Consider the following 22,826-nt stretch of genomic DNA (forward strand, 5'->3'; position numbering starts at 1 on the left):
CCCCTATCGCGGCCTCGCTTGTGTTTTTTGCAGCCTCCAGGCGCGCTAGACCACCGCCCCGAACAACGATCCCACCAGCGCGGTGATGCCCATCGCCAACACCCCCCACACCGACACGCGCCACGCGCCGGTCACTACGCTGGCGCCCCCGGCCCTGGCCGCCACGGCCCCCAGGCTGCCGAGAAACACCAGTGACATGCCGCACAACCACGGCACCACGCTGTTCGCTGGCGCGATAAAAATCACCGCCAGCGGCAACGCGGCACCGACAACAAAACTGGCGGCGGAGGCGAGGGCGGCTTGCAGTGGTTTGGCGGTGAGGGTCGCGCTGATGCCCAGTTCGTCCCGGGCGTGTGAGCCGAGGGCGTCATGGGCCATCAATTGGTGGGCCACTTGATGCGCCAGTTCCGGCGATACACCGCGATGCATGTAAATGTTCGCCAGTTCGATGTGTTCGGCTTTTGAGTCGTTGGCCAGTTCGGCCCGTTCGCGCGACAGATCGGCCCGTTCGGTGTCCGCCTGAGAGTGCACGGACACGTATTCCCCGGCCGCCATCGACATCGCACCCGCCACCAGTCCGGCCATCCCGGTGACCAGCAGCGTGGTGTGACTGGCGTTGGCGGCGGCGACGCCGATCAACAGGCTGGCGGTGGACACGATCCCGTCGTTGGCCCCCAGGACGGCCGCGCGCAGCCAGCCAATACGCTCACTGCGGTGTAACTCGGTGTGCCGGTGCATGAATTTCATGGTTTAGCGGGACTCACTGTCATTGGGCGGATCAAACGCACGGGTATCAATGTGCGCCTGCAACTGGCCGCCGACTATAGAAATCTCCTTGAACTGTTGACCGTCGTGCAGCACGAACAGCGCGTCCATCCCGCGTTCCTGAGCCAAACGTGGGCCTTCGATGTCCCCCAGCACCAGCAGCGCCGTGGCCCAGGCGTCGGCGAGCATGCACGAGGCCGCCACCACGGTGACCGCCGCCAGTGAGTTGCGCAGTGGGGCGCCGGTGACCGGGTTCATGGTGTGGGCGTAGGTTTGCCCATTCACCTCGACCCACTGTCGATAGTCGCCCGACGTCGCGATGGCGGCATCGCTGAGTTCCATCACGCCCATGACTTCACGCGTGCCCCGGCAGGGCTTTTCAAGGGCCACGACCCAGGGTTGCGCATCAGGCTTGAGGCCGCGGGCGCGCATTTCGCCGTCGATGCCCACCAGGTAGCGCGTGATGCCAAAACCTTCGAGGCAGCGGGCCAGTTCGTCGACCCCGAAGCCCTTGGCAATGCCATTCAAGTCAAGGTGCAGCGGCACACGTTTGCGCACCTGATTGCGCTGCGGATCCACCGTCAGCGCTGCGCAGACGGGTAGTCGGGGGCGCGCTGGCGTTGCGGTGAGCGCCTGTTCACTGACTGGCCGTTCGCCGGAACCGAACCCCCAGGCCTCCACCAGATCACCGACGGCGATGTCGAAAGCGCCGTTGGATTGCTGACTGACCCGCAGCGCGGCAGCCAGCACCGTGGCCAGTTCCTTGGGCACCGGCAGCCACTCTCGTTCAGCGGCGGCATTGAGGCGGTTGAGGTCGGAGTCGGCTTTCCACGTGGACATTTGCTGGTCCACCCGGCCCACGGCCTGGGCCAGGCGGCTACCGATTTCATCGGTGTCGACACCCGTATCGGCATAGAACAGTGCGGTGTAGCGGCTGCCCATGGTCTCGCCGTTCAGGCTGTAGCGTTGCCCATCAGTAGACATCTTCACGGTAGCGTCCTTGTGCCTTGAGAGTCAGTACACTCAGGTTGAGCGGCGCCAACACTTCATCCAGGGCCAGCATCACGCCTTTGGCCATTTCGCGACTGCCGCACACCAACACCTGAGCCCCTTTTTCAATCAACCGGCGCAAGGCCAGGGCATCGCCGATCAATCGGTCCTGCACGTAACTGCGGTCCTGAACCTGCGAGAACGCGGCGCGTAGCGCGGTCAGACGTCGGTCGGCCAGGTAACGGTTGAGCTCCGGTTCGTAGAGGAAATCCGACGCCGGGTTGCGTCCGCCCCAGTACAAATGCATCGGGTGCCGGGCCTTGTTGTTACGAATAAAACCGGCCAAGGGGCCAATCCCGGTGCCGGCACCGATCAGGATCACCGGGTGCGCGCCCGAGGCTGGACGAAATTGTGGGTTGGGCTGAATGAACGCTTCGATCGACTCGCCAATCGCCAGGCCATGCAGGAACGCCGAACACAGGCCACCTTCGTGTTTACGGACGCAGATTTCCAGCACGCCGTCGTCGGAACCGCTGGCCAGTGAGTAGAAGCGTGGTACGGGGCTACCCGGCGGTAGAATCCCGACCAGGTCCCCCGCCTGGAAGGCGGGTAATTCACCCGGCGCCTTGAAGCGCAGAATGTGGGTCGGCGCATTCACCTGCTCGCCGTAGACCCTGCATTCGTGCAATACCAGTTGATGCGTACGCGGCTGTTGCGGGGTGTGGACCAGGGTCAGATCATCTCCCAGCGCATCGCCTAACGCGTGCCCCCATCGTGCGAACTCTTGAGGGGACTGGCGATTGATTGTCTCCAGCCCCACTAATGCTGTGCCACCGGCCTGCACCAACGCATCGTGCACTTGATGGGCGTACTGACAGAATTTCGGAAACTGTCGATCCCCAAACCCCAGCACCGCAAACGGTAGGCCTGGCGTGAGGCCCACCCGGGTCAGCCGTGCCAGGAATTGCGACGCCGAGGCGGGGGCATCGCCGTCGCCATGGGTCGCGGTAAGAATGAACAGCCGTTGGGCGCTGCGGTAATCGCCTGTCCATTGATTCATCGCCGCGCTGTGCACCCGATGCCCGGCCCGGTGCAGGGCATCGTGCAGGGTGTTGGCAAAGCCCCAGGTGCTGTTGTTTTCACTGCCCACCACAATCACGCTGTCGGCGCAGTGAGCGGGGCTGTTGTGGCGGATGTTCGGGCCGGCCTTGCGGCGGCGCCACCAGAGCAGCATGCCGGTCACACTCATCAACGGTACGCACAGGGCGCACAGACCGAGCAGCAGGCCCAGCCACCAAAGGCCTTCACCGGTGTGCAACCGGTAGATCAGTTGGTAAACGTTGTGCATCGAGTCATGGGCTTGCCAGGACAACAGGGTGCCGCTGACCGGGTCCACGTAGCCGTCGCCCTGGGCCGTGCGCAAGGAAAACACGTCCTGCGGATTGCCGGGGCTTGGGTAGACCAGTTCGTGCAGGTCATTCAGGTCGATGGCCTGCAAGGCTTGCAGGTTCGCCACCGGCAACGCCTCGCCGGTGCTGATGTGATTGGGGAAGGGGGGCTCGTTCTGACTGCCGTCGGCGATCAAACCGAAGGTGGTGGCAGACATGTAGAGGCCACTGAGGGCTGACAACAACAGCCCCAGCAAGGCCAGGCGCCCGACTTCAGCATGCCAGCGCTGGCTTAACGTACCCCGCAGTGGTCGCAGTAGATTGCGCCAGCCGCCCAGGCGTCGGGCCAGCAGCAAGGCGCCGGACACCGAAAGGATCAACATGAACAGGGCGCCGGCGCCCGACACACCGTGGCCCGGCGTGCCCATGAACAGCGAGCGGTGCAGGTCTTTGATCCAGCGTGTGAAGGCCGACGGTGCATAGGGCGCAAGGCCCTGGCCGGTCAGTGGATCGACCATATCGGCCCCGGACTGACCGCCCTGGCTGTAGTAGACGATGACCGTTCCCGACGCGGTGCGCTGGATTTGCTCGGCGCCCCGATAGTGGTTGGCAATGCGCCCGGCCAATTGACCCACATTCAGTTGGCCGGCAGCAACAGGGGGGCTGTGCAGGCGTTCCAACGCTGGATCCACGGACAATATCGCGCCGCTGATGGCCAATATCATGACCAACAGGGCGGCAATCAGGCCGGGCAAGGAATGCAACTGACGAAGCATGTTCAGCCTCCAGTACGTGCAGGTGCTACAGATCGTAAGTAAAGGAATCGACGTAGGTGTTGCCCGGCGCGGGGACGCTCGAACCCTTGGAGGTCAGGGGGACGCTGATGTCGGCTCGGGCTTCACGCTTGTCCTCCACGGCGCTGTCGATGCGGATCTGGTAGCCGGCATCAATCAAGGTGTCCGCCAACTCAACGCTGACTTTGAGGGTCTGCCCACTGCCGACACTGGCGCCACTGACCCCGTCATACTCGCTCGGGCGCATACCGCTGCCCCGGGCCCAATCGGTCAGGTGCCGGTAGTACTTGGCCTTTTTGCCAGCCACCCAAAGCGTCTTCTGGTATTGGCCATTGGCGTCGGTGAGATAGATCGCCAGGTATGCATCGTTTCCGCTGTAGTTCTTCAGTTGCGTGGTCAGGGTCACTTCACGGGCCTGGGCCAGCCCCGGGAGGGCAATGGCACCGACCAGGCAGGTTGCAGCGATGATCTTTTTCATGAGGAAGTCCTGTTTGTACGATAGGGCGGGAGCCTGAACCTGCTTGCTGACAGCAACCTGAACGGCCATGAATCATTCGTGAGCCGGCTGGGCGAGGTAGTCCCCGGCGTCGCCGTCGTCACCGAAATTGATCTGCAACGAGCGCAAGCGTAGGGAGGCGGGGGCGTAGCGGGCTTCGATGGCGTTGCCCTTGCGGTCGGTTCCTTTGAGTTTGTAGCAACCGTCGTCGACCTTGATGCGCTGCACGCTCCAGCCCCATTGCTGTTCCACGTTCTGGCGCAGGGTTTCGCGCGGTTGCCAGTCGCTGACGGGCTCGCTGCAGTCGTCATCGGCCAGGGCACAAGCGCTGAGCAGCACGCTCAACAGGGCGGTACTGGCAATAAAAGCTGATTTCATGATCTGTCTCCTGTCGGGCCGGCGTGAGTGGCATACCCTAAGGTGCATTCCTGACAACCAGCTGAATCTTCAGATTCACGTCAGGCAAGGCGATTAAGGTGCTGCATGACAACGATCACAGGGGATGCAAGATGCGGGTTTTATTGGTCGAGGACGCACCGGGGCTAGGAGAGGCGGTACGCGAGCAGATTGCCGATGACGGTCACGCCGTGGATTGGGTGCAACGCCTGGACCATGCGCGCAATAGCGTACGCACGACGCCATACGACTTGATTTTGCTGGACCTGATGCTGCCGGACGGTCGCGGCCTGGATTTCCTGCGCCAGCAGCGCTTGGCCGGTGACGTGACCCCGGTGATCATCCTGACCGCCCAGGATCAGATCTCCGACCGTATTGCCGGTCTCAATGCCGGGGCTGACGACTACCTGGTCAAGCCGTTCGACCTGTTCGAACTGTCCGCCCGGGTTGCAGCCGTGGCCCGACGCTACAGTGGCAATCCCAATCCGCAGATCAGGCTCGGTGATCTGCAAGTCGATATGAGCGCCCGCACGGTACAGCGCGCCGGCGTCACGGTAGATCTGACGGCCCGCGAGTGGGCGCTGTTCGAGGCCTTTGTCCAGCGCCCCAGTGCGCTGCTGTCGAAGTCGCAGCTCGAGGAGCGCCTGTATGCCTTCGGCGCGGAAATCGAGAGCAATACCATTGAGGTCTACATCAGTCGCCTGCGCAAAAAACTCGGGCGCGAGCTGATTGAAACCGTGCGCGGCATGGGTTACCGGTTGATGCCCCTATGAAGTCTTCAAGCCTGCAAAAACGCCTCGGCCTCGGTTTGACACTGGGCATGACCTTGCTCTGGCTGGGAGCGACCGTTGGCGCCTGGCTGGTGGTGCAGCACGAGTTGAATGAAGCCTTCGACAGCGCGCTGGAGGAGACCGCGCAGCGCATCTTGCCTTTGGCGGCACTGGAAATCAGCAACCGTGAAGAACCACGAGATGCACAACACATCGCCACGCTGAAAATGCACAAGGAATACCTGACGTATCTGGTTCGCGATGCCAACGGCGAGATTCTGATGCAGTCCCACGATGCCAACCCAAAGATCTTCAACAAACGACCGAGCGAAGGCTTTTCCACCACCAAAAAGTACCGCCTGTACGGAGCTTCAGCGATGCGCGGAACACTGTTTATCGAAATCGCCGAACCGCTCGGCCATCGCCGTGAAGCGGCGCGCGAAGCGCTGTTTGCCTTGCTGTTGCCGTTGCTGGCGTTGATCCCCATCAGCCTGCTGGGCACCTGGGTGTTTGTTCGCATCAGCCTGCGCAGCGTGTTGGCCTATCGTCGGGCCGTGGAAGCGCGGGGCGTGGGTGACCTGTCTGCGATCAACGTGGCGCAACTCCCTGCGGAAATCGACCCGCTGGCCGATGCGGTCAACCACCTGCTTGAGCGTCTACGCAAGGCATTGGAGGCCGAGCGCAGTTTCACCGCCAACAGCGCCCATGAACTGCGTACACCGCTGGCGGCGACCCTGGCGCAGATCCAACGCCTGCGCCAAGAAGCGCCCGAGGGGCCGTTGCGGGTACGAGCGGCGAAGATCGAAAACTCCTTGCGTGACCTGGCACGGCTCTCGGAAAAACTCATGCAACTGGCCAAGGCTGAGGGCGGCGGGCTGTTGCCCGAAGCGCCTCAGGACCTGATTCCATTACTGGCCCATGTGGTCGATGAGTGGAACCACAGCAGCGGGCATCGGATCGAGTTGCAATTGCCAACCCAGGCCAGTGTGTACTCGGCAATTGACCCGGATGCCTTCGGCATTCTGTTGCGCAACGTAATCGAGAATGCGTTGAAGTACGGCGCAGCAGACCAACCGATCAACGTCAGTCTCACCAATCAGGCGCTGCTACGGGTAACCAATGGCGGCCCGACGGTGCCAGAGTCAGCCTTGCAGCAACTGACCGACCGCTTTGTTCGGGGTAACAACCAAGCCAGTGGCTCGGGGTTAGGGTTGGCGATTGCCAAAACCATTGTGCAAGGCGTCGGCGCCAGTATGACCCTGACATCACCGGCGAAAGGGAGGGCGGATGGCTTTGAAGTGAGCATCCAGTTTTGCTCGGCCGAGGCTCCTCGCTGACCCTCTGCTTCGCCAACGTCTTTGAAGGTCACATCGGGCACCCGATTTTCCATGGTGACTCCGAGCGCCTGGGCGGCGACCTGATCGCGCCATCGGCCTACTACCGACCTGCTACCCACTTCACACAGATCAGCTTGATGTTCGGCGATGTACGTATCTACGCCATTTTGCTCAACAGCCACGTGCCGTGATGCCGAACAGCTTCGATTTACGTTTTGGGTGCATGGTCAAACGGGTCCCGGGCTGGACTGAAGAACAGAACCAGGAGGTGGCCAGGGCGTATGTCCAGGGCAATCGGGATTCGTTCTATCAGGACGTCGTGATCCGCCAGTCATCCATTTCCAGCAGTTTGGGAGGGGATGACATGACGTCCACTGCTCCTGCGCCGTTGGCAACGCTCCGAGCAGTAGCGCACCTCAGCCCAGCAGCGCGCCCATTTCTTGCGCCAGGCGAAAGGCAATCCGCAGACCGCACACGCCTTTACAGGCAGTTCACTCTTCTTCAAAACGACTCCCCCGCATCGAGTTTGGCGAGCAGTTGTTGGCCCCGTTTCCAGAGTCCTTGCTGCTTGGCCTCAGTCATCCGATCGAGGTTCTTGTAGACCATGCCCATGCGCTGATTGCTGCGCAGAAGGTCGCCGTGACGCATTAGGAAATGCCAGTAAAGCGAATTGAAAGGGCAGGCGTCGTCCGTCGTGCTTTCACTGACTTTGTACGCGCAGTTTCGGCAGTAGTCGGACATACGCTTTATATACTGGCCGCTGGCGCAGTAAGGCTTGGAGCCCAAGTAACCACCATCGGCATGCATGACCATGCCCAATGTATTGGGTAGCTCGACCCAGTCGAATGCGTCCATGTAGATCGCCAGGTACCAGTCGCACATCTGGCTCGGTGCGATGCCCGCCAGCAACGCAAAGTTGCCGGTCACCATCAACCGTTGGATATGGTGGGCATAGGCATGTTTCAAACTTTGGCCGATCGCCTGGCCCATGCAGTTCATCCTGGTGTCGCCTGTCCAATAGAACGCTGGAAGCGGCCTGCTGTTACCAAACAGATTGCCGCCGGCGTAGTCGGGCATTTTCAGCCAGTACACGCCGCGTACATATTCACGCCAGCCAATGAGTTGACGGATAAAGCCTTCGGCGGCGTTTAATGGAATTCTGTGCGACCAATACGCCGCCTCGACGTCGCTGCACAATTGACGCAGATCCAGCAGGCCAATATTCAGCGCAGCGCTGATTCGCGCATGGAACAGGAAAGGTTCATCACTGGCCATCGCATCCTGGTAGTCGCCGAAGGCTGCCAACCCCCAGTCGAGGAAGTAGTCCCACAGCGCTTGGGCATCGGCGTGAGTCACCGGGTAGTCAAAGGTGTCGAGGGCGCCGTAGTGGCTGGAAAAGTTTTTTGCGACCAGCGCTAGCACGTCCTGGGTGATTGCATCGGCCGAAAAACGGAGGCGGGAGGGGGCTCTAACGCCTTTAGGCAGTGCCTTGCGATTTTCGGCATCAAAGTTCCAGGCGCCGCCGACCGGGCTGCCATCGCCGTTGAGCAACAAGCCACTCTTGCGTCGCATCTCGCGGTAGAAGAACTCCATGCGCAGCTGCTTTTTGCCTTCGGCCCAGGACGCAAACTCGAGTCGGGTGCAAAGAAAACGGCTATCGGTATGCCACTGGATCGCCAAGCCGCAATCTTTGAGCGACTGCTCCAGGCGCCAGTCACCGCATTCTGTCAGGTGCAACTCATCCGGCTGCAGCAACGACTGCCAGCGCCGCAACTCGCCCGGCACCGAGCCGCTGTTTTGCGGATCATCAAGCGTGACGTATTGCACGCGGATGCCACGCTGCTGCAACGCCTCAGCAAAATGACGCATCGCACTGAAGATCAGTGCGATTTTTTGCGGGTGATGGGGCACATGACTGGCTTCCTCCATCACTTCGACCAGTAAAACCGTATCGCGCTGGCTGTCCAGCCCCTTCAATGAGGCCAGGTCAAAAGACAACTGGTCGCCCAAGACCAGGCACAGTCGGTGAGTCTTGTTCATTCGACAGCGTCCAACGGAAGGTGACTCACCAAGGCGCAGTCAGCGAGAACGGAATGCGTAACTACCACGGTAGGCGTTCTGCGTTATAAGCAAAGAAATTGCCGCTGTCGGCAGGCGCCAAGCGGTCAATCAGTGATAACAATTCGCGGGCAGCGAGGCTTGCAGGCCTGGCGGCGCAAGCGCCTTTAAAGGGCTGGGACAGGCCCGAAATGACCGTGCCTGGATGAAGACTCAGCAAGCGGGTCTGAGGGCGTGTTCGTGCTAGTTCAATCGCCGCCGTTTTAATCAGCATGTTCAACGCAGCCTTGGAGGCGCGATAGGCATACCAGCCGCCCAGACGGTTATCGCCAATACTGCCGACCTTGGCGCAAAGCATTGCCATCGCACCACGAGGGTCAAGCAAGGGCAGGAAGTGGCGCAAAACCAGTGCAGGCCCGAGTGTGTTGACTTGGAATATTGCCTGAAGCGCATCCGCTTCAATGGAGGTGTAACTTTTTTCAGGCTTGATGTCTTCGCGATGAAGCAGACCGGCAGCATGCAAAATCAACTGATACGGGGCTTCTTCGGCTAATTCGGCGGCTGCGCTGGCGATACTGTCGGGCTTTTCCAGATCCAATCCTGGAACACTATTGCGCCCCAGCTCACGAACCACCGAGCATCCTGGATCTTCGTTGAGCCACTCACAAAACGCCGCGCCGAGCGCTCCACTGGCGCCTATCACCAAGGCACGGTAGCCCTCGCCAAGGGAGTTCATCCTGAAGGAACTGTTCATTTAGCCTCTCCGCAGACAGACGTGATCTATTGGCGCTAAGCGCGTCGCCCTATCAGTTGCAGGAACTCGTGACGCGTAGCGGACGAATCGCGAAAGGCGCCCAGCATCACCGATGTAGTCATCACCGAGTTTTGCTTCTCCACGCCTCGCATCATCATGCACATGTGCTTTGCCTCAATAACCACAGCCACACCGGCCGCATCGGTGATGTGATGGATGGCATCCGCAATTTGTTTTGTGAGGTTTTCCTGGATCTGCAAGCGGCGAGCGAACATATCGACGACTCGGGCGACCTTTGATAGACCCAGTACCCTGCCTGTGGGGATGTACGCGACATGAGCCTTGCCGATGAAGGGCAGCAGGTGATGCTCACACAATGAATACAGTTCGATGTCGCGCACGATGACCATTTCATCGTTTTGCGATTCGAACAGGGCACCGTTGGTCACGTCTTCCAGACTCATCGTGTAGCCGTTGCACAGGTATTGCATCGCTTTGGCTGCGCGCGTGGGCGTGTCCAGCAATCCTTCACGCTCAGGGTTCTCGCCTACGGCGACGAGAATTTCACGGTAATGCTTGGCTATTGATGGGTTCATTTAGACTCCTCGCAGGCATGCTGCGCTTGATGTGGCGGCAATCCTTGGCAGTAGGAGAGTGCCTGCTGCGCACCAGAAAACACGTTGTTCACCCGATCAGCTATGACCCAGGTTCTTGGTCGGGCCAGTACCAAAGCGAAGCGTTCTAGGGCTGCTTTGTTTTCAACGTGGGCCCCTCGGCTGGTGCGGGTTTTGACTCCAGTACCCCGCAACGGTCGTCCACACAGCGACGGCGGCCATCAGGGTGAGGAAGCCACGCCAGATGGGGGCGCAAGCGGCAGAAGAAGCGATAACCTAAAACCAGCAGTGGCCGGGTGGCACGCCATGTCAGGGGCGATACCCAAAACCCTAAGCCGGCGGCGCGCCAGCTCCACAAGGTGGCGTCCAGACCGGTTACCCAGCGGCCATCGGCGAAACGGGCGTGCAGCGAGGACTGCATTTGCTCGAGCGTGAACCCGAGTGCCTTGGCGTCGAACGCACCGCTGCTGATGTCAATAAAAAGCAGTCGACTTTCTGTGGCGTGTCGATTCAGGATCTTGATTTCGCGCGCACACAGCGGACATTGGCCGTCAAAGTACAGCGTCAGTGGCCAATCCTTTTTGTTGTACATTTCTAGTGGTCTTGTATAGGTTTTGTATAAGATAGGCTGAAAGAAAAGGACTGACAATGGGCTCTATTCATTTGCCGCGAGATTGGCCACTACCGCCCATTTGGAAGTGACGACAGCCTGGCGAGGTGCGAGCGCAGCAGAGGATGCTAGCCGACTGATAGCAGAGTGACACGCATCGCCAAAACCCTTTACGGGCGTCATTTTTGTATAGGTTATGTCTGCTCACGCATCCCTTGAAGTTACGGTGCCATCGGGTGGCAACCGATCCACCCGCAGTGCATCAACGACTAGCGAAAAAGCCTGGGAAGGCTGCCGGCGGCTGGGGTAGTACAGGTGGAAACCGCCGAAGGGCTCACACCAGTCTTCCAGCACCCGTACCAGGAGTCCTTGAGCCAGTTGCGAGGAAAATTCGTCCTCGGGCAGATAAGCGATGCCCAGCCCGCTGACCGCGGCATCGGCGATATGGGTAGTGGAGTTGAATACCAATTGGCCAGCTACCCGCACTTTCAGCTTCTTGCCCTGGCGCTCGAATTCCCACGCGTCCATGCCGTCATAGGTGGGGAAGCGTATGTCGATGCAGCGATGTGTTGCCAGATCGCGAGGATGTTCGGGAGCGGGGTTTTGGGCGAAGTAACTGGGCGCTGCCACGACCGCCATTCGTATCGCCGGGCCGATGGGCACGGCAATCATGTCTTGGGCCACCGTGTCACTGAAGCGCACGCCGGCATCGAAGCGGTCGGCGACGATATCGCGAAAGCCATAGTTGATATCGAATTCCAGCTTGATATCCGGATACATCTGCAGCAGTGGCGTTAGCTTGGGCAGCAGCGTGGTCTTGATGATGCTGTCACCGCAGGTGATCCGCACCGTGCCGGCTGGTTTGTCGCGCAACTCAGTCAAGGCTTCCACTTCGGCTTCGATTTCATCAAAGCGATGGCCCACAGCTTCCAGCAATCGCTCACCCGCCGTAGTCAGAGAAACGCTGCGCGTGGTGCGGGTAAGCAAGCGAATTTTCAGACGTGCCTCCAGGGCCGAAACCACCTGACTCACTGCCGATTGGGTCACCTCAAGTTGAACTGCCGCGCGGGTAAAGCTGCCCGTGCGCGCCACGGTGACGAAGGCCAGCAGATCGTTGAAATTGTGTTTAGCCACAGCGATGTACTCAGGCGATTGATTAGCTAGGCTTATATCCGAATTAAGTATTCATTAGCTAATCAAAATCTCTTGGTTCAGCAACAATAGCTGGCATCCCAACCCTGCCTGCGGGGAGAGGGCAGAGCCTTGCGCTAACTGCCTGCTTCGCCGTTGGCTTCCTCTGAAAAAGATGCCCTATGAAAAGCCTTCTCGTAATGCTCGGGTTTATGTTCTGTTCACTCACCGCTTTAGGAGCCGATATGTCCAACGGTGCAGATAATTTCTTCAAAAGTGACAAGGTGACCATGCAGAAGGTCAGCTTCAAAAATCAGTATCAGCTCAATGTGGTGGGCAATCTTTTCGTCCCTAAAGGTCTGGCCAACACCACCCGCAGCCCGGCCATTATCGTTGGCCACCCCATGGGCGCGGTAAAGGAGCAAAGCTCCAACCTTTATGCGCAAAAACTGGCGGAAGAGGGCTTCGTTACCCTATCGCTGGATTTGTCGTTCTGGGGCGAAAGCGAAGGCAGCCCACGCAATGCGGTGCTGCCGGACGTATACGCCGAGGACTTCAGCGCCGCCGTGGATTATCTCGGCACGCGCCCCTTTATCGACCGTGAGCGCATCGGCGTCCTGGGTATCTGTGGCAGCGGTAGCTTCGTGATCAGCGCGGCCAAGATAGACCCACGCATGAAAGCGATCGCCACTGTCAGCATGTACGACATGGGCGCCGCCAACCGCAACGGTCTCAAGCACTCGCAAACCCTTGAGCAGCGCAAGCAGGTCATCGCAGCGGCGGCCGAGCAGCGTTATGTGGAATTCACCGGCGCCAAGACCGAATACACCGGTGGCACCGTACAGGCGCTCAATGCCGACACCCACCCCATTCAGCGCGAGTTCTTTGATTTCTACCGCACCCCGCGCGGTGAATTCACGCCGGCCAGCTCCACCCCGCAACAGACCACCCGCCCGACGCTGAGCAGCAACACCAAGTTCATGAATTTCTACCCATTTGTTGATATCGAGAGTATTTCGCCCCGCCCGATGCTGTTTATAACAGGCGCAAACGCCCACTCCCGCGAGTTCAGCGAAGAAGCGATGCGCCTGGCCGGAGAACCTAAAGAGTTGGTCATCGTGCCCAACGCAGGCCATGTCGATCTGTATGACCGGGTCGATCTGATTCCTTTCGCCAAGCTGACCCAGTTCTTCCAGGATCATCTGAATTAACGGGCAGGCACCATCAAGGCTTTTCAACACGATGAACAACACTTGCACTGACACCCACCCGAGCGCCAATTCCACCCGCGAATCTAACTAATCGTCGCAGACAAAGATAGGACAGAAATTTGATCAGTGCCTGTGTATCGGGAAAAAGTTGAGGCGAATCTTGATCCTGCCCGGCAGTAAGGAGGAGCGTTGGTAAATTGACGGATATGCTGCGTGCGGCGTTATCTGCACCCTCAACGCGCGCGAGCGGGGATGAATCAAACGCGTTATCAGACTGAAGCAAGAGTCCTGCTTGGAGCCATCAGTCGACGTGGACAATTTATTGATATTGCAGCGAAATCAGCTAGTGAACTTGAACCTGAAGGTAGGCTCGCAGGAAAACAAACCCACACGCAGACATAACGCGAGCAGCTGAAATCTCTGCCCCGATGAAACCGACATTGCAAAAACCTTTAGGAAGCATCTGCCTGGAAATGCGGTGCACTGCTAGACGTGCATTAAGTTTGTGCTCACGCGTCGCTTTAACCGCAGGCGGCCAAGAAACTAAATTTTTCGAAAGGTGAAGGGCATCAAATTACTGATGTTTACTTCCTGAAATTTCGCAAGTTCAGTTCTGAGCACTTCAGCCAGAGAAGGCTTTCATCCATGAGTGTGTTCCGAGTTCGTAAAGGGCGCGAAAATTGAGAGGAGTCAAAATAACATCAATAGTAGCGAATCAAGTCATTAACACGAAGTACATGGCCCGTTGACAGAGTGGACGTCGTGAACATTTCTAACATGGCATCATATTTAACTTATGGGCGATGTCAGATGTTCATAGGCAGCTCATGAGGCCGAAATTACTGGCTCAGTGTTCCCGAAATGAACGTAATTGTTCATCGATTGATGTTCATAGACTTAGTTTCCCCCGCCATCCTTAGCCTCATCGTCCCGACCTCTGACGGTCCCAATCCAGAGGGTGATGAATGCTGGATTTCAAGAAACATGCCTTGGGATCTAGTTGAAAATCGGGTAGAACCTGGCAACCTCATAATTGAGCAGTGCGGTTTGTCCCGGAGCTGGTTGCTCATGGCACTTCCTAATTGGCCTCAGTTCAAGGCTAAGAGATGTCTACCCACCCGGGGCGATTCAATTGTGATCAGGAGCAGACCACACTGGTGCTCTACCGGAAGAATGAGACCAAGAAAGAAGTGCAGGGCAAGTCAGGTCCGTTCTCGGGCAAACCAGAAGATTCAAGCGTTCCGCGAGCATCAAGTTTTTGACATACCACGGCTCAAAGGGCTAGAGGCCGACTCCGTATTTTCAGTCGGGGACTTCTCACAGATAGCAGTCTCGCCTTACCGCAACATGGCTTATCGTCAGGCTATATTAGGCAAGCAAGGTGACCACAGGCTCTATGACACTGCTCTAGGAGAGAAGACGCTTCGCTTAGCCTACGTCGCGATCACGCACGCAAAGAAACACTGCTACTGGTTTATCGAACCAGCTCAGCCGCTCAAAGGTGGTCTGATCAGCGCCCTGGCGCAAATGTCCTTCAGGGAGCCGCTCTTTGAAGAATCGAGGGCGCGGTAGTCTTACCACCTTGCATGCAGGCAGCATCGGCTGAGTCGGTAAGCAAGGCGAGTCAGCTACCGCAGCCCTGAACATCAACGCCTGCTTAGCAGCACTCTGGCGGAACGAAATTACGTGTTACCTGTTTATTATGGCTCAAATGGCGTCGAGCGAAAGCTCATGGGGGGGCTGGACGCGGTAAACGATAGGTACGGAAGGTGGGTGATGCGCCTGGCCAGCGTGCCTGTTGATCCAGCACGGGCATGCGCCGGAAAATGTTGAGCCAGAGCTCCACGTCCCGTATTGATGAGCATGGACGGTGTACTGCAAATAGTAAATCTAGGTACTGAACCAACTACCCTCAATAGCCGATCAAGCCCACGCGGTTGTAAGAATCTCGCTACAGGGCTCTTTTACCGACTTGTGCGAGCCTTTTTCTAGCGCGGAAGCAGCATTCTAGACGTTTGGCAATGCTCTCGTTAGCGAGTATGGTTCACAGAATTTTGACCCGGAGCGATGCCTTGCGAAACCAATTTGTTGACCGCACTGAAGCAATCTCTTTTCTGGCAGAGCACTTGGCTAGAGATGGAGTGGGCCCTCACGCCAATGCTCTTGCGCAAGCATTGGTTGATGAATGGCAGGTTGCTCAGTCTAATAAAGGCGGTGATAGTTCTCATCGGGCAGTCTTCAAGCCCACACGTTGGGTGATCCGGAATGAAGACCTGCAGCTTTTGAGCAGCTTGTTCGGCCTATTGAAAGACGTGTTCACCGATACTGCGATTTTTTCCGGGGCGCTATCTGAATCCGACATGCTGAACTTGGCGCTTTCCGTGGGCAAGGCACTCACCAAGCTGGCGCTGAATCTACATAAAAAAGGTGTGCAGCTCGGGCAGAAAGAGTTCTTTGTTTTGATGCTGCTCCGTGAAGACTCAAACGGGAAGCAATTAGTCACGATTGAGGCAGCGTTCCATGCGCGTTTCGGTAGCGATCACTGCGTGCTTGAAGTGCTCGAGAAACTCGAAAAATGCCCCACGCGTGCCGGGGACATAGAACTCGTTCGGGCAGGTGAAAACGATTATTGGTTTGCGCAGGACGTATGAATCCAGCTATGAAGGAAACCAAGTTCTTTCGCCTTTGCCTTGCGAGTTTCACCCGCAGCAGTGCAAAAAAAAGTCGGCAGGAGTTGATAGCGTGCGCTCGTAAATTAGGAGCGGGCGACAACGAGCGGGCGAGAGAGCTGTTCCTGAGTGCAGAGGGCTGGCTGCGTTCTGGTATAGCCAGCCCCATAGCTTCTCTGACGTCAACACGGCAAGCCGCGTTTATGGTCTGGCTCACAAAAATTCTTTACAGTAAACGACCTCTCCAGCGCGCCGACTTCCTGTACGAATGGGCAACGTACTGCTTGGGAATGGTTGAGAATCCCCACTATGCAAAACGCGCGTTGCAGCGCGCGCTCTCTATACTCCGACGCGAGTGCCGTGACTGGACTCGATTGGTAAATATCTTATCTCAGCTAGCGTTAGCTCTCGATGAAACCGGAAGACGCCGTCGTGCGACCCAGATACTAGAGATAGCCTGCCGCCTATGCGATGGTCATCAAGTAGAGCCAATCGCCAATGACACATGCTTGCGCCTCTCCGCAGCAGCCCATGCATGGCAAGGTGATTTGGATACAGCTCTGAAGCGCATGGATCAAGCTAGCGCAATAAACGCAACTCTCAATGGAGCCTCCCCGCTACAATCTGCCATCGCTTGGACGATCTCAATTTGCCGGTATGGGTTTCCACTGGAAGGCCCTCCTTACACACTTCGGGCAGCCTTTGCAATCGCATCCATGGACATGGCGGATAAACAGAGCCCCGCCGATCGGTGGCTCGAAGTTGATGGACTAATGCACGCGCTTAACAGAACTCCGCACTCACTACTTGCTATCTTGTCCACACATACAACTGTATGGCTTGCCACCGAGGCAACCGAGTACGTTCCGACTGCCGGCGATCTCGCAACACTATTTAATAATTACGGCAATGCTCTTGCAGGGGGTAACTTAAGCGAGCGAGCACTCGCTGCTTTTGGAAGGGTACTTCGTTGTGCGGAGGAGAATACTGACCCTTTCCAGCAAGCTGATGCGGACTACCAATGCATTCATGCTTACAGTGGGATCGGCTTTGTTCACTTCAATTTAGGTATGAGGACGATCGCCCACGCCGAAAAACAGGCATCACTCCATCAAGCTGCATACTGGTTTGCCAAAGCTGCGCAACAATGTAAGCAGGTCGGGTCAAGAGCGTGGTTCGAAGGAAGAGGCTGGGCGTGTGCGGGGCTGGTGGAGTCATACTTAGAGCATACTGAGCAAGCTTGGTTTTATTTCGCTTGGGCGCTACTAGCCGGATTATCAAACTGGGGCCGCACCAGCGATCAGGCGACGTTGGAAGGCTTTTTAAATCCTGACTCCTTCATTCGGTTAAAGATGGTTGAGGGTTTTGAACGACTCAATGCTCGCCATGCTGCTGTGCTGTTCGGCAAGGCAGCTGTTCACGCTGTATACAGGGAAGCTTATCCTAGCGAGACACTCGAATCGATCGGGGCAGCTTTGTACCTAAGATCACGATCAGACGCCCATCGCAAACTAGCTCAAAGCCTAACCATTGCCGGCAGATACAACGAAGCGGAGCAGGCGTTTGCATTGCTCAAAGATGACGCATGGGGCGTATATACGCGACGCGACAGTGTCCCAGTCGAGATTGAAGCTGCCATAGCCCTCAACCAGGCTGAAGCTGCGGGGTTACACGAGTCGGGCATACTGTCGTTTTTGACCTCGATTCCAATGAACGAAAGCTTAAGCGACGCGACGATCGAACGCATGGGCGACTTGCTGGCTGGCCTTGATCACGCAATTGAAGCTCAAATCAATCGCCGTAAGATGTTGCAGCGCCAAGCTCAAGGCAATTTATCTCCAGACGTGCTAGCTCCTGGGGATGCTCGGATCCGATACCTTGTGTCACCTACATACATGACGGTCACGGTGCAAGTAGGGGCCTCGATTTCAACCTATCAAACCGACGCAACGTTCGAAGAAATTTCTTTGATCTCCTTTGCGTTGCGTCAATCGCACTCTGCGAGCCAACGCGACTTTTTGGAGCTTGCCTCTGCACTGTACGGCGCATTAATTAAGCCCGTGGCTGATGCGTTGCAAGGTGTTACTCATTTATGGATCGAGACAGACAGCCCACTGGATGGAGTTCCATTCGCGGCGTTGTTCGATGGTGAAAGATATCTTTTTGAGCGCTACTCAATCGCTTACTTCAATGCTGCCGGTAGCTTAATTCCTGCAAGTACAGCACATAATAGTTCATCTGTGACTATTTTTGCCTGCTCTGAGTTAGCTGATGGCCGGTTGCCTGGGGCGGCTCTAGAGCGTGAGTTTATCCAAGGTGCGCTGGAATCCAAAATACCACCTGTGGTCTGTGAAGCTTACAGCCATGACGAATGTTCGATTGATCGTATGCTAGTTAAGCTTACGCTCGATGGACAAAATAACTGTGCCATCCATCTTGCGACGCACGCTGTATTCAATGCGACCAGTGACTCGCTGTCGATGCTAGCTCTTGCCGACGGCAATTTGAGCATGAACCGGCTGCGTAAAGCTACTGAGGCTGAACAGTCGGATTTGGGGCTGTTTGTACTATCAGCCTGCGGAACAGCACGTCAGGATTTGGACGTGGAAGGATTCTCGCTTACGCTGCTGCGTGGAGGTGTTCGAAGCGTGGTGTCCAGTCTCTGGGAAACCTTGGATGTCAGCGCACCAAGCTTTTTCAGGAAATTTTATGAAACATGTCAAGCGTTTGAATCTCCACGCACCATCGCTGTCGCGTTACGTGAAGCTCAGATTAGCCTTAATGAATACTATCGCGATCAAGCGATCAATACAGGGGTGAGCCAAGCAGCGCACTGGGCGCCGTACGTTGTTATGACAGGTCGAATTGGTTGACGAATAGCCTGCTGGCATTGAATCTATCCAAGCTCTCAAGCCGGAACATCATGCTGGCGTGTTGCCGCTGATGCGAATTTGACCCACGTAACGGTACACAGCTGACCCACAGTATCCTTCTCAAAATCCACCTCTGATGGGGCTCGGAGAACGAGCGCTTGGGTCAGTGAATAGTCAGCCGTTGGGTCAATTTTGCTCCGGCAGTAACACCGTAAGCACAGTAGGTCGCGTGAGATGCCCCCCGGGGTTTCGGCTTCACAAGCTGGGTTCCTCGATGGAAATTCAACAGCCAGGGCTATCGAGGCGCAGCGCGGGGTGACATGAGATTTCCTTTTGTCGCACCCGCTCCATGGTGCGTCCATGCTGCCCACCACATCTAGTCGGCAGCATGGATGGATAGACTGACCAGCTAGCCCAACTGGCTGACTAATTGATCCAGGCGCTCGCGTATGAGGTTAGTTACGCTTGAAGTATCAATGCCCTGACCCTGATCGAAGCTATTCACTTCCAAGGCTCGCAAGTCGAAATAGGAGTATGTATATTCGGCCTTGGGATGGTCCGATTTTGTGTATTTAACGTAGACTTGATCATCTTCCTCATAGCTTATTTTTTTGATGAACTGACTGTATTTGTCAAAATTTGGATGGATGAACCGATATTGATCGCTTGAGCCGTGATTAGTGAGAATGGTGTCGCGACTTATGAGAAATCCCACGTCATCCTTTTTGAATTGCATGTTGCACCGCTTGCAGGCAACAGAAAGGTTGGAAATAACGTAGGTCAGGTCGCGGTACTTATCCTTGGGGACGATATGTTCACGATCAACGATGAAACTGCCTCCGCCGTGAAGATTCATACGACAGTAGCAGCACTTAGAACTCTGTCTTTTTAGGTGGAAGCTACGAACTCTATCCTTCAAGGCGACCAAGACAGCCCTTACACCCTTGAGGTCGTCATGCTCATGCTTCCAGGGCTTACTGGTGGTCAATGCAAATTCGACGGCTTCTTCCTCTTCTGCTGTAAAAACGAAATCAGTCAGTGGCGGCTGCAAGGGGTCAGACATTTTGAGCTTCCTGATGAATTTCGATAGCCAGTTTCTTCGCAGCCTCTAAGACCTTTCCTTGGCGCTCGTCATAGGACGCGCGCTCCATACTTTCCAATGCTTGTGTAACTTCATAAAAGGTGCGCTTTTTATTGTCTAGATCTTCCAGGAGATCGACGACATGGTCGCTAACATATCTGCTTTCAGGTGTAATCGTTTCGAATTGCTCCCAGAGGCTTTCTTCTACGCTCGGAACTGGATGATCACCCAAGGTCGAAAATCCGGTTTCCGCATAATGGAAGCTAATCCTGTCTTCGCTATTCCTTATACCTGAGACGATAAGTGGGGAGTGGGTGGCAATGTGGACTTCGACATCATACCGTCCGATCAGATCACCTAATTTGTTTACATAGTCCTTTTGCCACTGGGGGTGGAGGCTATTTTCTGGTTCATCGATCAAAATCAAGCTGCCGTCTCGCACATTGGTGAGAATAAAAACCTGCGAGGCGATCATCGCTAGCTCCCCTGAACTCGCTTGGTCGATCCTTAGAAATCCATTTCCATGCTCATGTTGGATATATACTTCTACGCTTTTTAAAAGCTTTAGTTTCTTTAGGTAACGTTCACCTTCCAGTATCGCTAAAAGCATTTCCTGAACTCTCGGCTCCATATAACTCTGGGCAAGATTGATTTCAAAAACCAGGTGCCCATTGCCTATCGATTCTGAAATCGACTCCATGACATTGGGGTTTATGTCAAAGTCTATTCTTCCCCCAATGCCTATACGGTTAAGCTCTGCGAGCTTTTCTTCGGCGTCTTTGTGTAGCACCCCTATGAATGTTACTCTCGGATTGTAATTGCAGTATTCAAGGACCTTTGCGATCGCGTTTAATCTGTATGTGCCTTCGCGGGCCAGCTCTATGAAAGCGGATTTAATAATGTTCGATGGCGTGTTTCTAGGGTTGCGTGCAGAAAACTTTTTTACACTAGGTCGCAATCTGTATCTGTCGTGCACAGTATTGCAGATAACTAATGTATCTCTTCGTGAAAATTGAGCGATCTCTTGGAGGTGACGGCTTTTGCCTGATCCATTTTTCCCGACTACAAAATTAATATGCATGCGATCCCGTCAGGCCGTAAACGACCTTTGTCGATGGTTGTGTTGTGGCAGATTTTAGACGCTGTGAAGATGTAGCAGGCAGCAGCCGGCAAGCTTTTGTGGAGTGGTTTTTTTGCTTCCACTTATAAGAAATTGAAATCGCTGAAAGTGCACCTATTGGCATAGATATATCTTCTTCCATGATGTAGGCCACAATGTCCGGTCACCGCTCCCCGTGTGGCGATGCAGTCCTAAGCTTAAGCGCTGGGGTGCTTCGGAAGGAAGAGAGTTTAGGCTGTAATAGGTCTGTTTTCCCGCGCTCCGGAGAAATCTAGTTGATCTCATGCCCCCAATATCCCAACATCGGTGTATCGCTGGGCTAGAAGTCGCCTCGACGAGCGCTGCTCTACTCGCGTTACAATTGTGACTGACCTCGGCAGGTCTCCGACTGATCGATGAGATTGAGTTCGAGCAAAAGCTGCGTCGTTGTTCTCCGAGTACAATTTTTCGCTCCGTGATTTGACCAGCCTGCTGGATCCGCAATCGATACGCCAGGTGCCTACGCTAAGGACATTGATCTGGTTCGTTAACTTGCTTTCTGTGAACCGCCTGCGTTTGCAGCCCGCGGAAGCAAACAGACAAGGAGCGGCACATTGTCAGCTGAAAACCAACTAACAGAACCTGAAAACCAAAACGACTCAATCAAGCCAAAAAAGGCGTTCGTGCTCACCGATGAGATGCGCCGGCGGATAGCGGAATCGGAAAAAGAGCACCGTCGTTACAAGCGTCGGGAAAGGCGGTTTGAGTTCAGCCGGATTTCCTGGTTTTGGGATGAATTCCCGAATGAGGAGCTCTACAGGCCTCCCTTGGCTGAGCGACGCAACACGCGCCAGGAAATGGCATATCACCGGTTTCGACAAATGATGAGTTGGTCGTTCTGGTCGCGGATGAAGTCAGGCGCCGGTATCAAGCTCGCAGCGGTGGGGGGGTTGGTCGCCGCATTCATTCAGGCAGCTCCGCCATTGAAGGGCGCAGAAGCCGCGGTCGGGCCTTTGAGCTGGTTGCTGGTGGGCGGGGGCTTTTACTTGTTAGCGGTGATCTGGTTCGAGTGGAAGTGTCCGGTTCTGCTAAAGCGCACGCTTGCTGGGAAGGAGGAATACCTTGGCATTGAGGGGCGGCGCTGGCTACTCGCTCTTGTTGAGGATGAGCTGCGACGCTGGTGGAGCGTTAAACCTTATGACTTGGATGTAGGCGGAATTAAACCAGAGTCCTATAAACACCGACTTGCGCTTGACATCACTCGGCATGGTGAAATTCCAGCCTACGGCGGCTTTAGTGAATTCGCATCCGCACGGATCGAGTATGCACTTCGTGAATACGCCAAACTGACATCGACAGCGATCTGGCGAGAAGAATTCAAGCCGAACGAATTCCAAAAGTTCATGCCGGTACATCGAATGTGCCCACGTAATATGCCTCTGCGTAACCTCCACTTGAGCGTCATGAATGAGAGTGAGGCGGAAATGGCTAAGGTGGGCAAGGAGGGCGACTTGGTGGTGCGCTGGTTCGACAACTCACTGGATTTTCAATCGCGGTTACCAACCCCTCGAAATTTGGTGGTGTCGGCGTACGCGGAAGGTTTCATCTACTTGTTCCGCACCGACGCTTCTGCGCTGACATTCACTCGTATTGTGGCGCAGTGGCAAAACACGATGCGCCCGTTATGCCGGCTCACTCTCATTGGCCTGTTCCTGGCCAGCGGCGGTTGCTTCTTGTGGTTTGTCTTCCTACAGCTGAAGATTCTCCTGCCGAATCTGCTTTGAGTTGCT

19 protein-coding genes and 1 pseudogene are annotated in these 22,826 nt (G+C 56.1%); 7 read left to right on the top strand and 13 right to left on the bottom strand.

What is annotated here, in order from left to right:
* Positions 1 to 45: 45 nt before the first annotated feature.
* From H7995_RS02995 to H7995_RS03015, 5 genes are all read right to left on the bottom strand, one after another.
* Positions 46 to 747: a VIT1/CCC1 transporter family protein gene (locus tag H7995_RS02995; RefSeq protein WP_185817954.1), complete on the bottom strand. Its 702-nt coding sequence runs from the start codon at positions 745 to 747 to the stop codon at positions 46 to 48.
* Between the two features lie 3 nt (positions 748 to 750).
* Complete coding sequence (locus H7995_RS03000) at positions 751 to 1,749, bottom strand: FAD:protein FMN transferase (RefSeq protein ID WP_182344711.1); 999 nt, start codon at positions 1,747 to 1,749, stop codon at positions 751 to 753.
* Positions 1,739 to 3,919 (bottom strand): PepSY domain-containing protein, encoded by a 2,181-nt coding sequence (locus H7995_RS03005; RefSeq protein ID WP_185817955.1) that lies wholly within the window; start codon positions 3,917 to 3,919, stop codon positions 1,739 to 1,741. Before H7995_RS03005 ends, H7995_RS03000 begins: the two co-directional genes overlap by 11 nt.
* Positions 3,920 to 3,944: 25 nt before the next feature.
* Positions 3,945 to 4,415, bottom strand: coding sequence for a DUF2271 domain-containing protein (locus H7995_RS03010; protein WP_166589599.1), 471 nt, complete (start codon positions 4,413 to 4,415; stop codon positions 3,945 to 3,947).
* 72 nt (positions 4,416 to 4,487) lie between these two features.
* Positions 4,488 to 4,811, bottom strand: a complete 324-nt coding sequence (locus tag H7995_RS03015; RefSeq protein WP_185817956.1) for a PepSY domain-containing protein — start codon at positions 4,809 to 4,811, stop codon at positions 4,488 to 4,490.
* A gap of 131 nt (positions 4,812 to 4,942) precedes the next feature.
* Here H7995_RS03015 and H7995_RS03020 point away from each other — a divergent pair, with 131 nt between their 5' ends.
* From H7995_RS03020 to H7995_RS28800, 3 genes and pseudogenes are all read left to right on the top strand, one after another.
* Complete coding sequence (locus H7995_RS03020; RefSeq protein ID WP_182340364.1) at positions 4,943 to 5,602, top strand: response regulator transcription factor; 660 nt, start codon at positions 4,943 to 4,945, stop codon at positions 5,600 to 5,602.
* Positions 5,599 to 6,936 carry a sensor histidine kinase gene (locus tag H7995_RS03025; RefSeq protein ID WP_185817957.1) on the top strand — a complete coding sequence of 446 codons (1,338 nt, stop codon included), beginning with the start codon at positions 5,599 to 5,601 and terminating at the stop codon, positions 6,934 to 6,936. Before H7995_RS03020 ends, H7995_RS03025 begins: the two co-directional genes overlap by 4 nt.
* Positions 6,936 to 7,276 (top strand): annotated as a pseudogene (locus H7995_RS28800) (3-ketosteroid-9-alpha-hydroxylase); the annotation flags it as partial. The gene H7995_RS03025 and the pseudogene H7995_RS28800, both read left to right, overlap by 1 nt.
* On the opposite strand, the gene H7995_RS03035 reads toward H7995_RS28800, so the two are convergent.
* From H7995_RS03035 to H7995_RS03060, 6 genes are all read right to left on the bottom strand, one after another.
* Positions 7,268 to 7,441, bottom strand: coding sequence for a DUF2256 domain-containing protein (locus H7995_RS03035; RefSeq protein WP_166589603.1), 174 nt, complete (start codon positions 7,439 to 7,441; stop codon positions 7,268 to 7,270). The pseudogene H7995_RS28800 and the gene H7995_RS03035 sit on opposite strands and share 9 nt — an antisense overlap.
* Positions 7,438 to 8,976 (bottom strand): cryptochrome/photolyase family protein, encoded by a 1,539-nt coding sequence (locus tag H7995_RS03040; protein WP_185817958.1) that lies wholly within the window; start codon positions 8,974 to 8,976, stop codon positions 7,438 to 7,440. Before H7995_RS03040 ends, H7995_RS03035 begins: the two co-directional genes overlap by 4 nt.
* Before the next feature lie 61 nt (positions 8,977 to 9,037).
* The gene (locus tag H7995_RS03045; RefSeq protein ID WP_166589605.1) at positions 9,038 to 9,748 is read right to left on the bottom strand and encodes an SDR family NAD(P)-dependent oxidoreductase; all 711 of its coding nucleotides are present in this window, start codon (positions 9,746 to 9,748) and stop codon (positions 9,038 to 9,040) included.
* Between the two features lie 35 nt (positions 9,749 to 9,783).
* Entirely contained in the window at positions 9,784 to 10,344 is a 561-nt protein-coding gene (gene folE, locus H7995_RS03050) for a GTP cyclohydrolase I FolE (protein WP_166589606.1), read from the bottom strand.
* Between the two features lie 145 nt (positions 10,345 to 10,489).
* Positions 10,490 to 10,954 (bottom strand): thiol-disulfide oxidoreductase DCC family protein, encoded by a 465-nt coding sequence (locus tag H7995_RS03055; RefSeq protein WP_185817959.1) that lies wholly within the window; start codon positions 10,952 to 10,954, stop codon positions 10,490 to 10,492.
* Positions 10,955 to 11,176: 222 nt separating this feature from the next.
* Entirely contained in the window at positions 11,177 to 12,106 is a 930-nt protein-coding gene (locus H7995_RS03060) for a LysR substrate-binding domain-containing protein (protein WP_185817960.1), read from the bottom strand.
* A gap of 179 nt (positions 12,107 to 12,285) precedes the next feature.
* Between H7995_RS03060 and H7995_RS03065 the strand changes: the two genes are divergently transcribed.
* The 3 genes from H7995_RS03065 to H7995_RS03075 all read left to right on the top strand — a co-directional run bounded on the left by H7995_RS03065 (position 12,286) and on the right by H7995_RS03075 (position 18,856).
* A complete protein-coding gene (locus H7995_RS03065; RefSeq protein ID WP_185817961.1) occupies positions 12,286 to 13,314 on the top strand; it encodes an alpha/beta hydrolase in 1,029 nt (342 codons plus the stop codon).
* A 2,072-nt stretch (positions 13,315 to 15,386) separates the two neighbouring features.
* Entirely contained in the window at positions 15,387 to 15,965 is a 579-nt protein-coding gene (locus H7995_RS03070; RefSeq protein ID WP_185817962.1) for a hypothetical protein, read from the top strand.
* Between the two features lie 8 nt (positions 15,966 to 15,973).
* Complete coding sequence (locus H7995_RS03075) at positions 15,974 to 18,856, top strand: CHAT domain-containing protein (protein WP_185817963.1); 2,883 nt, start codon at positions 15,974 to 15,976, stop codon at positions 18,854 to 18,856.
* 409 nt (positions 18,857 to 19,265) lie between these two features.
* Here the strand turns inward: H7995_RS03075 and H7995_RS03080 are convergent, their stop codons facing one another.
* Both H7995_RS03080 and H7995_RS03085 read right to left on the bottom strand, forming a co-directional pair.
* Positions 19,266 to 19,919 (bottom strand): HNH endonuclease, encoded by a 654-nt coding sequence (locus H7995_RS03080; RefSeq protein WP_185817964.1) that lies wholly within the window; start codon positions 19,917 to 19,919, stop codon positions 19,266 to 19,268.
* Positions 19,912 to 21,018, bottom strand: a complete 1,107-nt coding sequence (locus H7995_RS03085; protein WP_185817965.1) for an AAA family ATPase — start codon at positions 21,016 to 21,018, stop codon at positions 19,912 to 19,914. The genes H7995_RS03080 and H7995_RS03085 overlap by 8 nt, the downstream gene beginning before the upstream one ends.
* 632 nt (positions 21,019 to 21,650) lie before the next feature.
* Here H7995_RS03085 and H7995_RS03090 point away from each other — a divergent pair.
* Entirely contained in the window at positions 21,651 to 22,820 is a 1,170-nt protein-coding gene (locus tag H7995_RS03090; RefSeq protein ID WP_185817966.1) for a hypothetical protein, read from the top strand.
* The last annotated feature ends 6 nt before the right edge of the window (positions 22,821 to 22,826 follow it).

The sequence above is a fragment of the Pseudomonas kielensis genome (assembly GCF_014236655.1).
GTDB classification, from domain to species: Bacteria; Pseudomonadota; Gammaproteobacteria; order Pseudomonadales; family Pseudomonadaceae; genus Aquipseudomonas; species Aquipseudomonas kielensis.

Coding starts and splice junctions, on each gene's coding strand:
- H7995_RS03025 (WP_185817957.1), top strand. CDS start 5,599: ATGAAGTCTTCAAGCCTGCAAAAACGCCTCGGCCTCGGTTTGACACTG.
- H7995_RS03040 (WP_185817958.1), bottom strand. CDS start 8,976: ATGAACAAGACTCACCGACTGTGCCTGGTCTTGGGCGACCAGTTGTCT.
- H7995_RS03000 (WP_182344711.1), bottom strand. CDS start 1,749: ATGTCTACTGATGGGCAACGCTACAGCCTGAACGGCGAGACCATGGGC.
- H7995_RS03045 (WP_166589605.1), bottom strand. CDS start 9,748: ATGAACAGTTCCTTCAGGATGAACTCCCTTGGCGAGGGCTACCGTGCC.
- H7995_RS03020 (WP_182340364.1), top strand. CDS start 4,943: ATGCGGGTTTTATTGGTCGAGGACGCACCGGGGCTAGGAGAGGCGGTA.
- H7995_RS03075 (WP_185817963.1), top strand. CDS start 15,974: ATGAAGGAAACCAAGTTCTTTCGCCTTTGCCTTGCGAGTTTCACCCGC.
- H7995_RS03015 (WP_185817956.1), bottom strand. CDS start 4,811: ATGAAATCAGCTTTTATTGCCAGTACCGCCCTGTTGAGCGTGCTGCTC.
- H7995_RS03055 (WP_185817959.1), bottom strand. CDS start 10,954: ATGTACAACAAAAAGGATTGGCCACTGACGCTGTACTTTGACGGCCAA.
- H7995_RS03080 (WP_185817964.1), bottom strand. CDS start 19,919: ATGTCTGACCCCTTGCAGCCGCCACTGACTGATTTCGTTTTTACAGCA.
- H7995_RS03065 (WP_185817961.1), top strand. CDS start 12,286: ATGAAAAGCCTTCTCGTAATGCTCGGGTTTATGTTCTGTTCACTCACC.
- H7995_RS03085 (WP_185817965.1), bottom strand. CDS start 21,018: ATGCATATTAATTTTGTAGTCGGGAAAAATGGATCAGGCAAAAGCCGT.
- H7995_RS03010 (WP_166589599.1), bottom strand. CDS start 4,415: ATGAAAAAGATCATCGCTGCAACCTGCCTGGTCGGTGCCATTGCCCTC.
- H7995_RS02995 (WP_185817954.1), bottom strand. CDS start 747: ATGAAATTCATGCACCGGCACACCGAGTTACACCGCAGTGAGCGTATT.
- H7995_RS03005 (WP_185817955.1), bottom strand. CDS start 3,919: ATGCTTCGTCAGTTGCATTCCTTGCCCGGCCTGATTGCCGCCCTGTTG.
- folE (WP_166589606.1), bottom strand. CDS start 10,344: ATGAACCCATCAATAGCCAAGCATTACCGTGAAATTCTCGTCGCCGTA.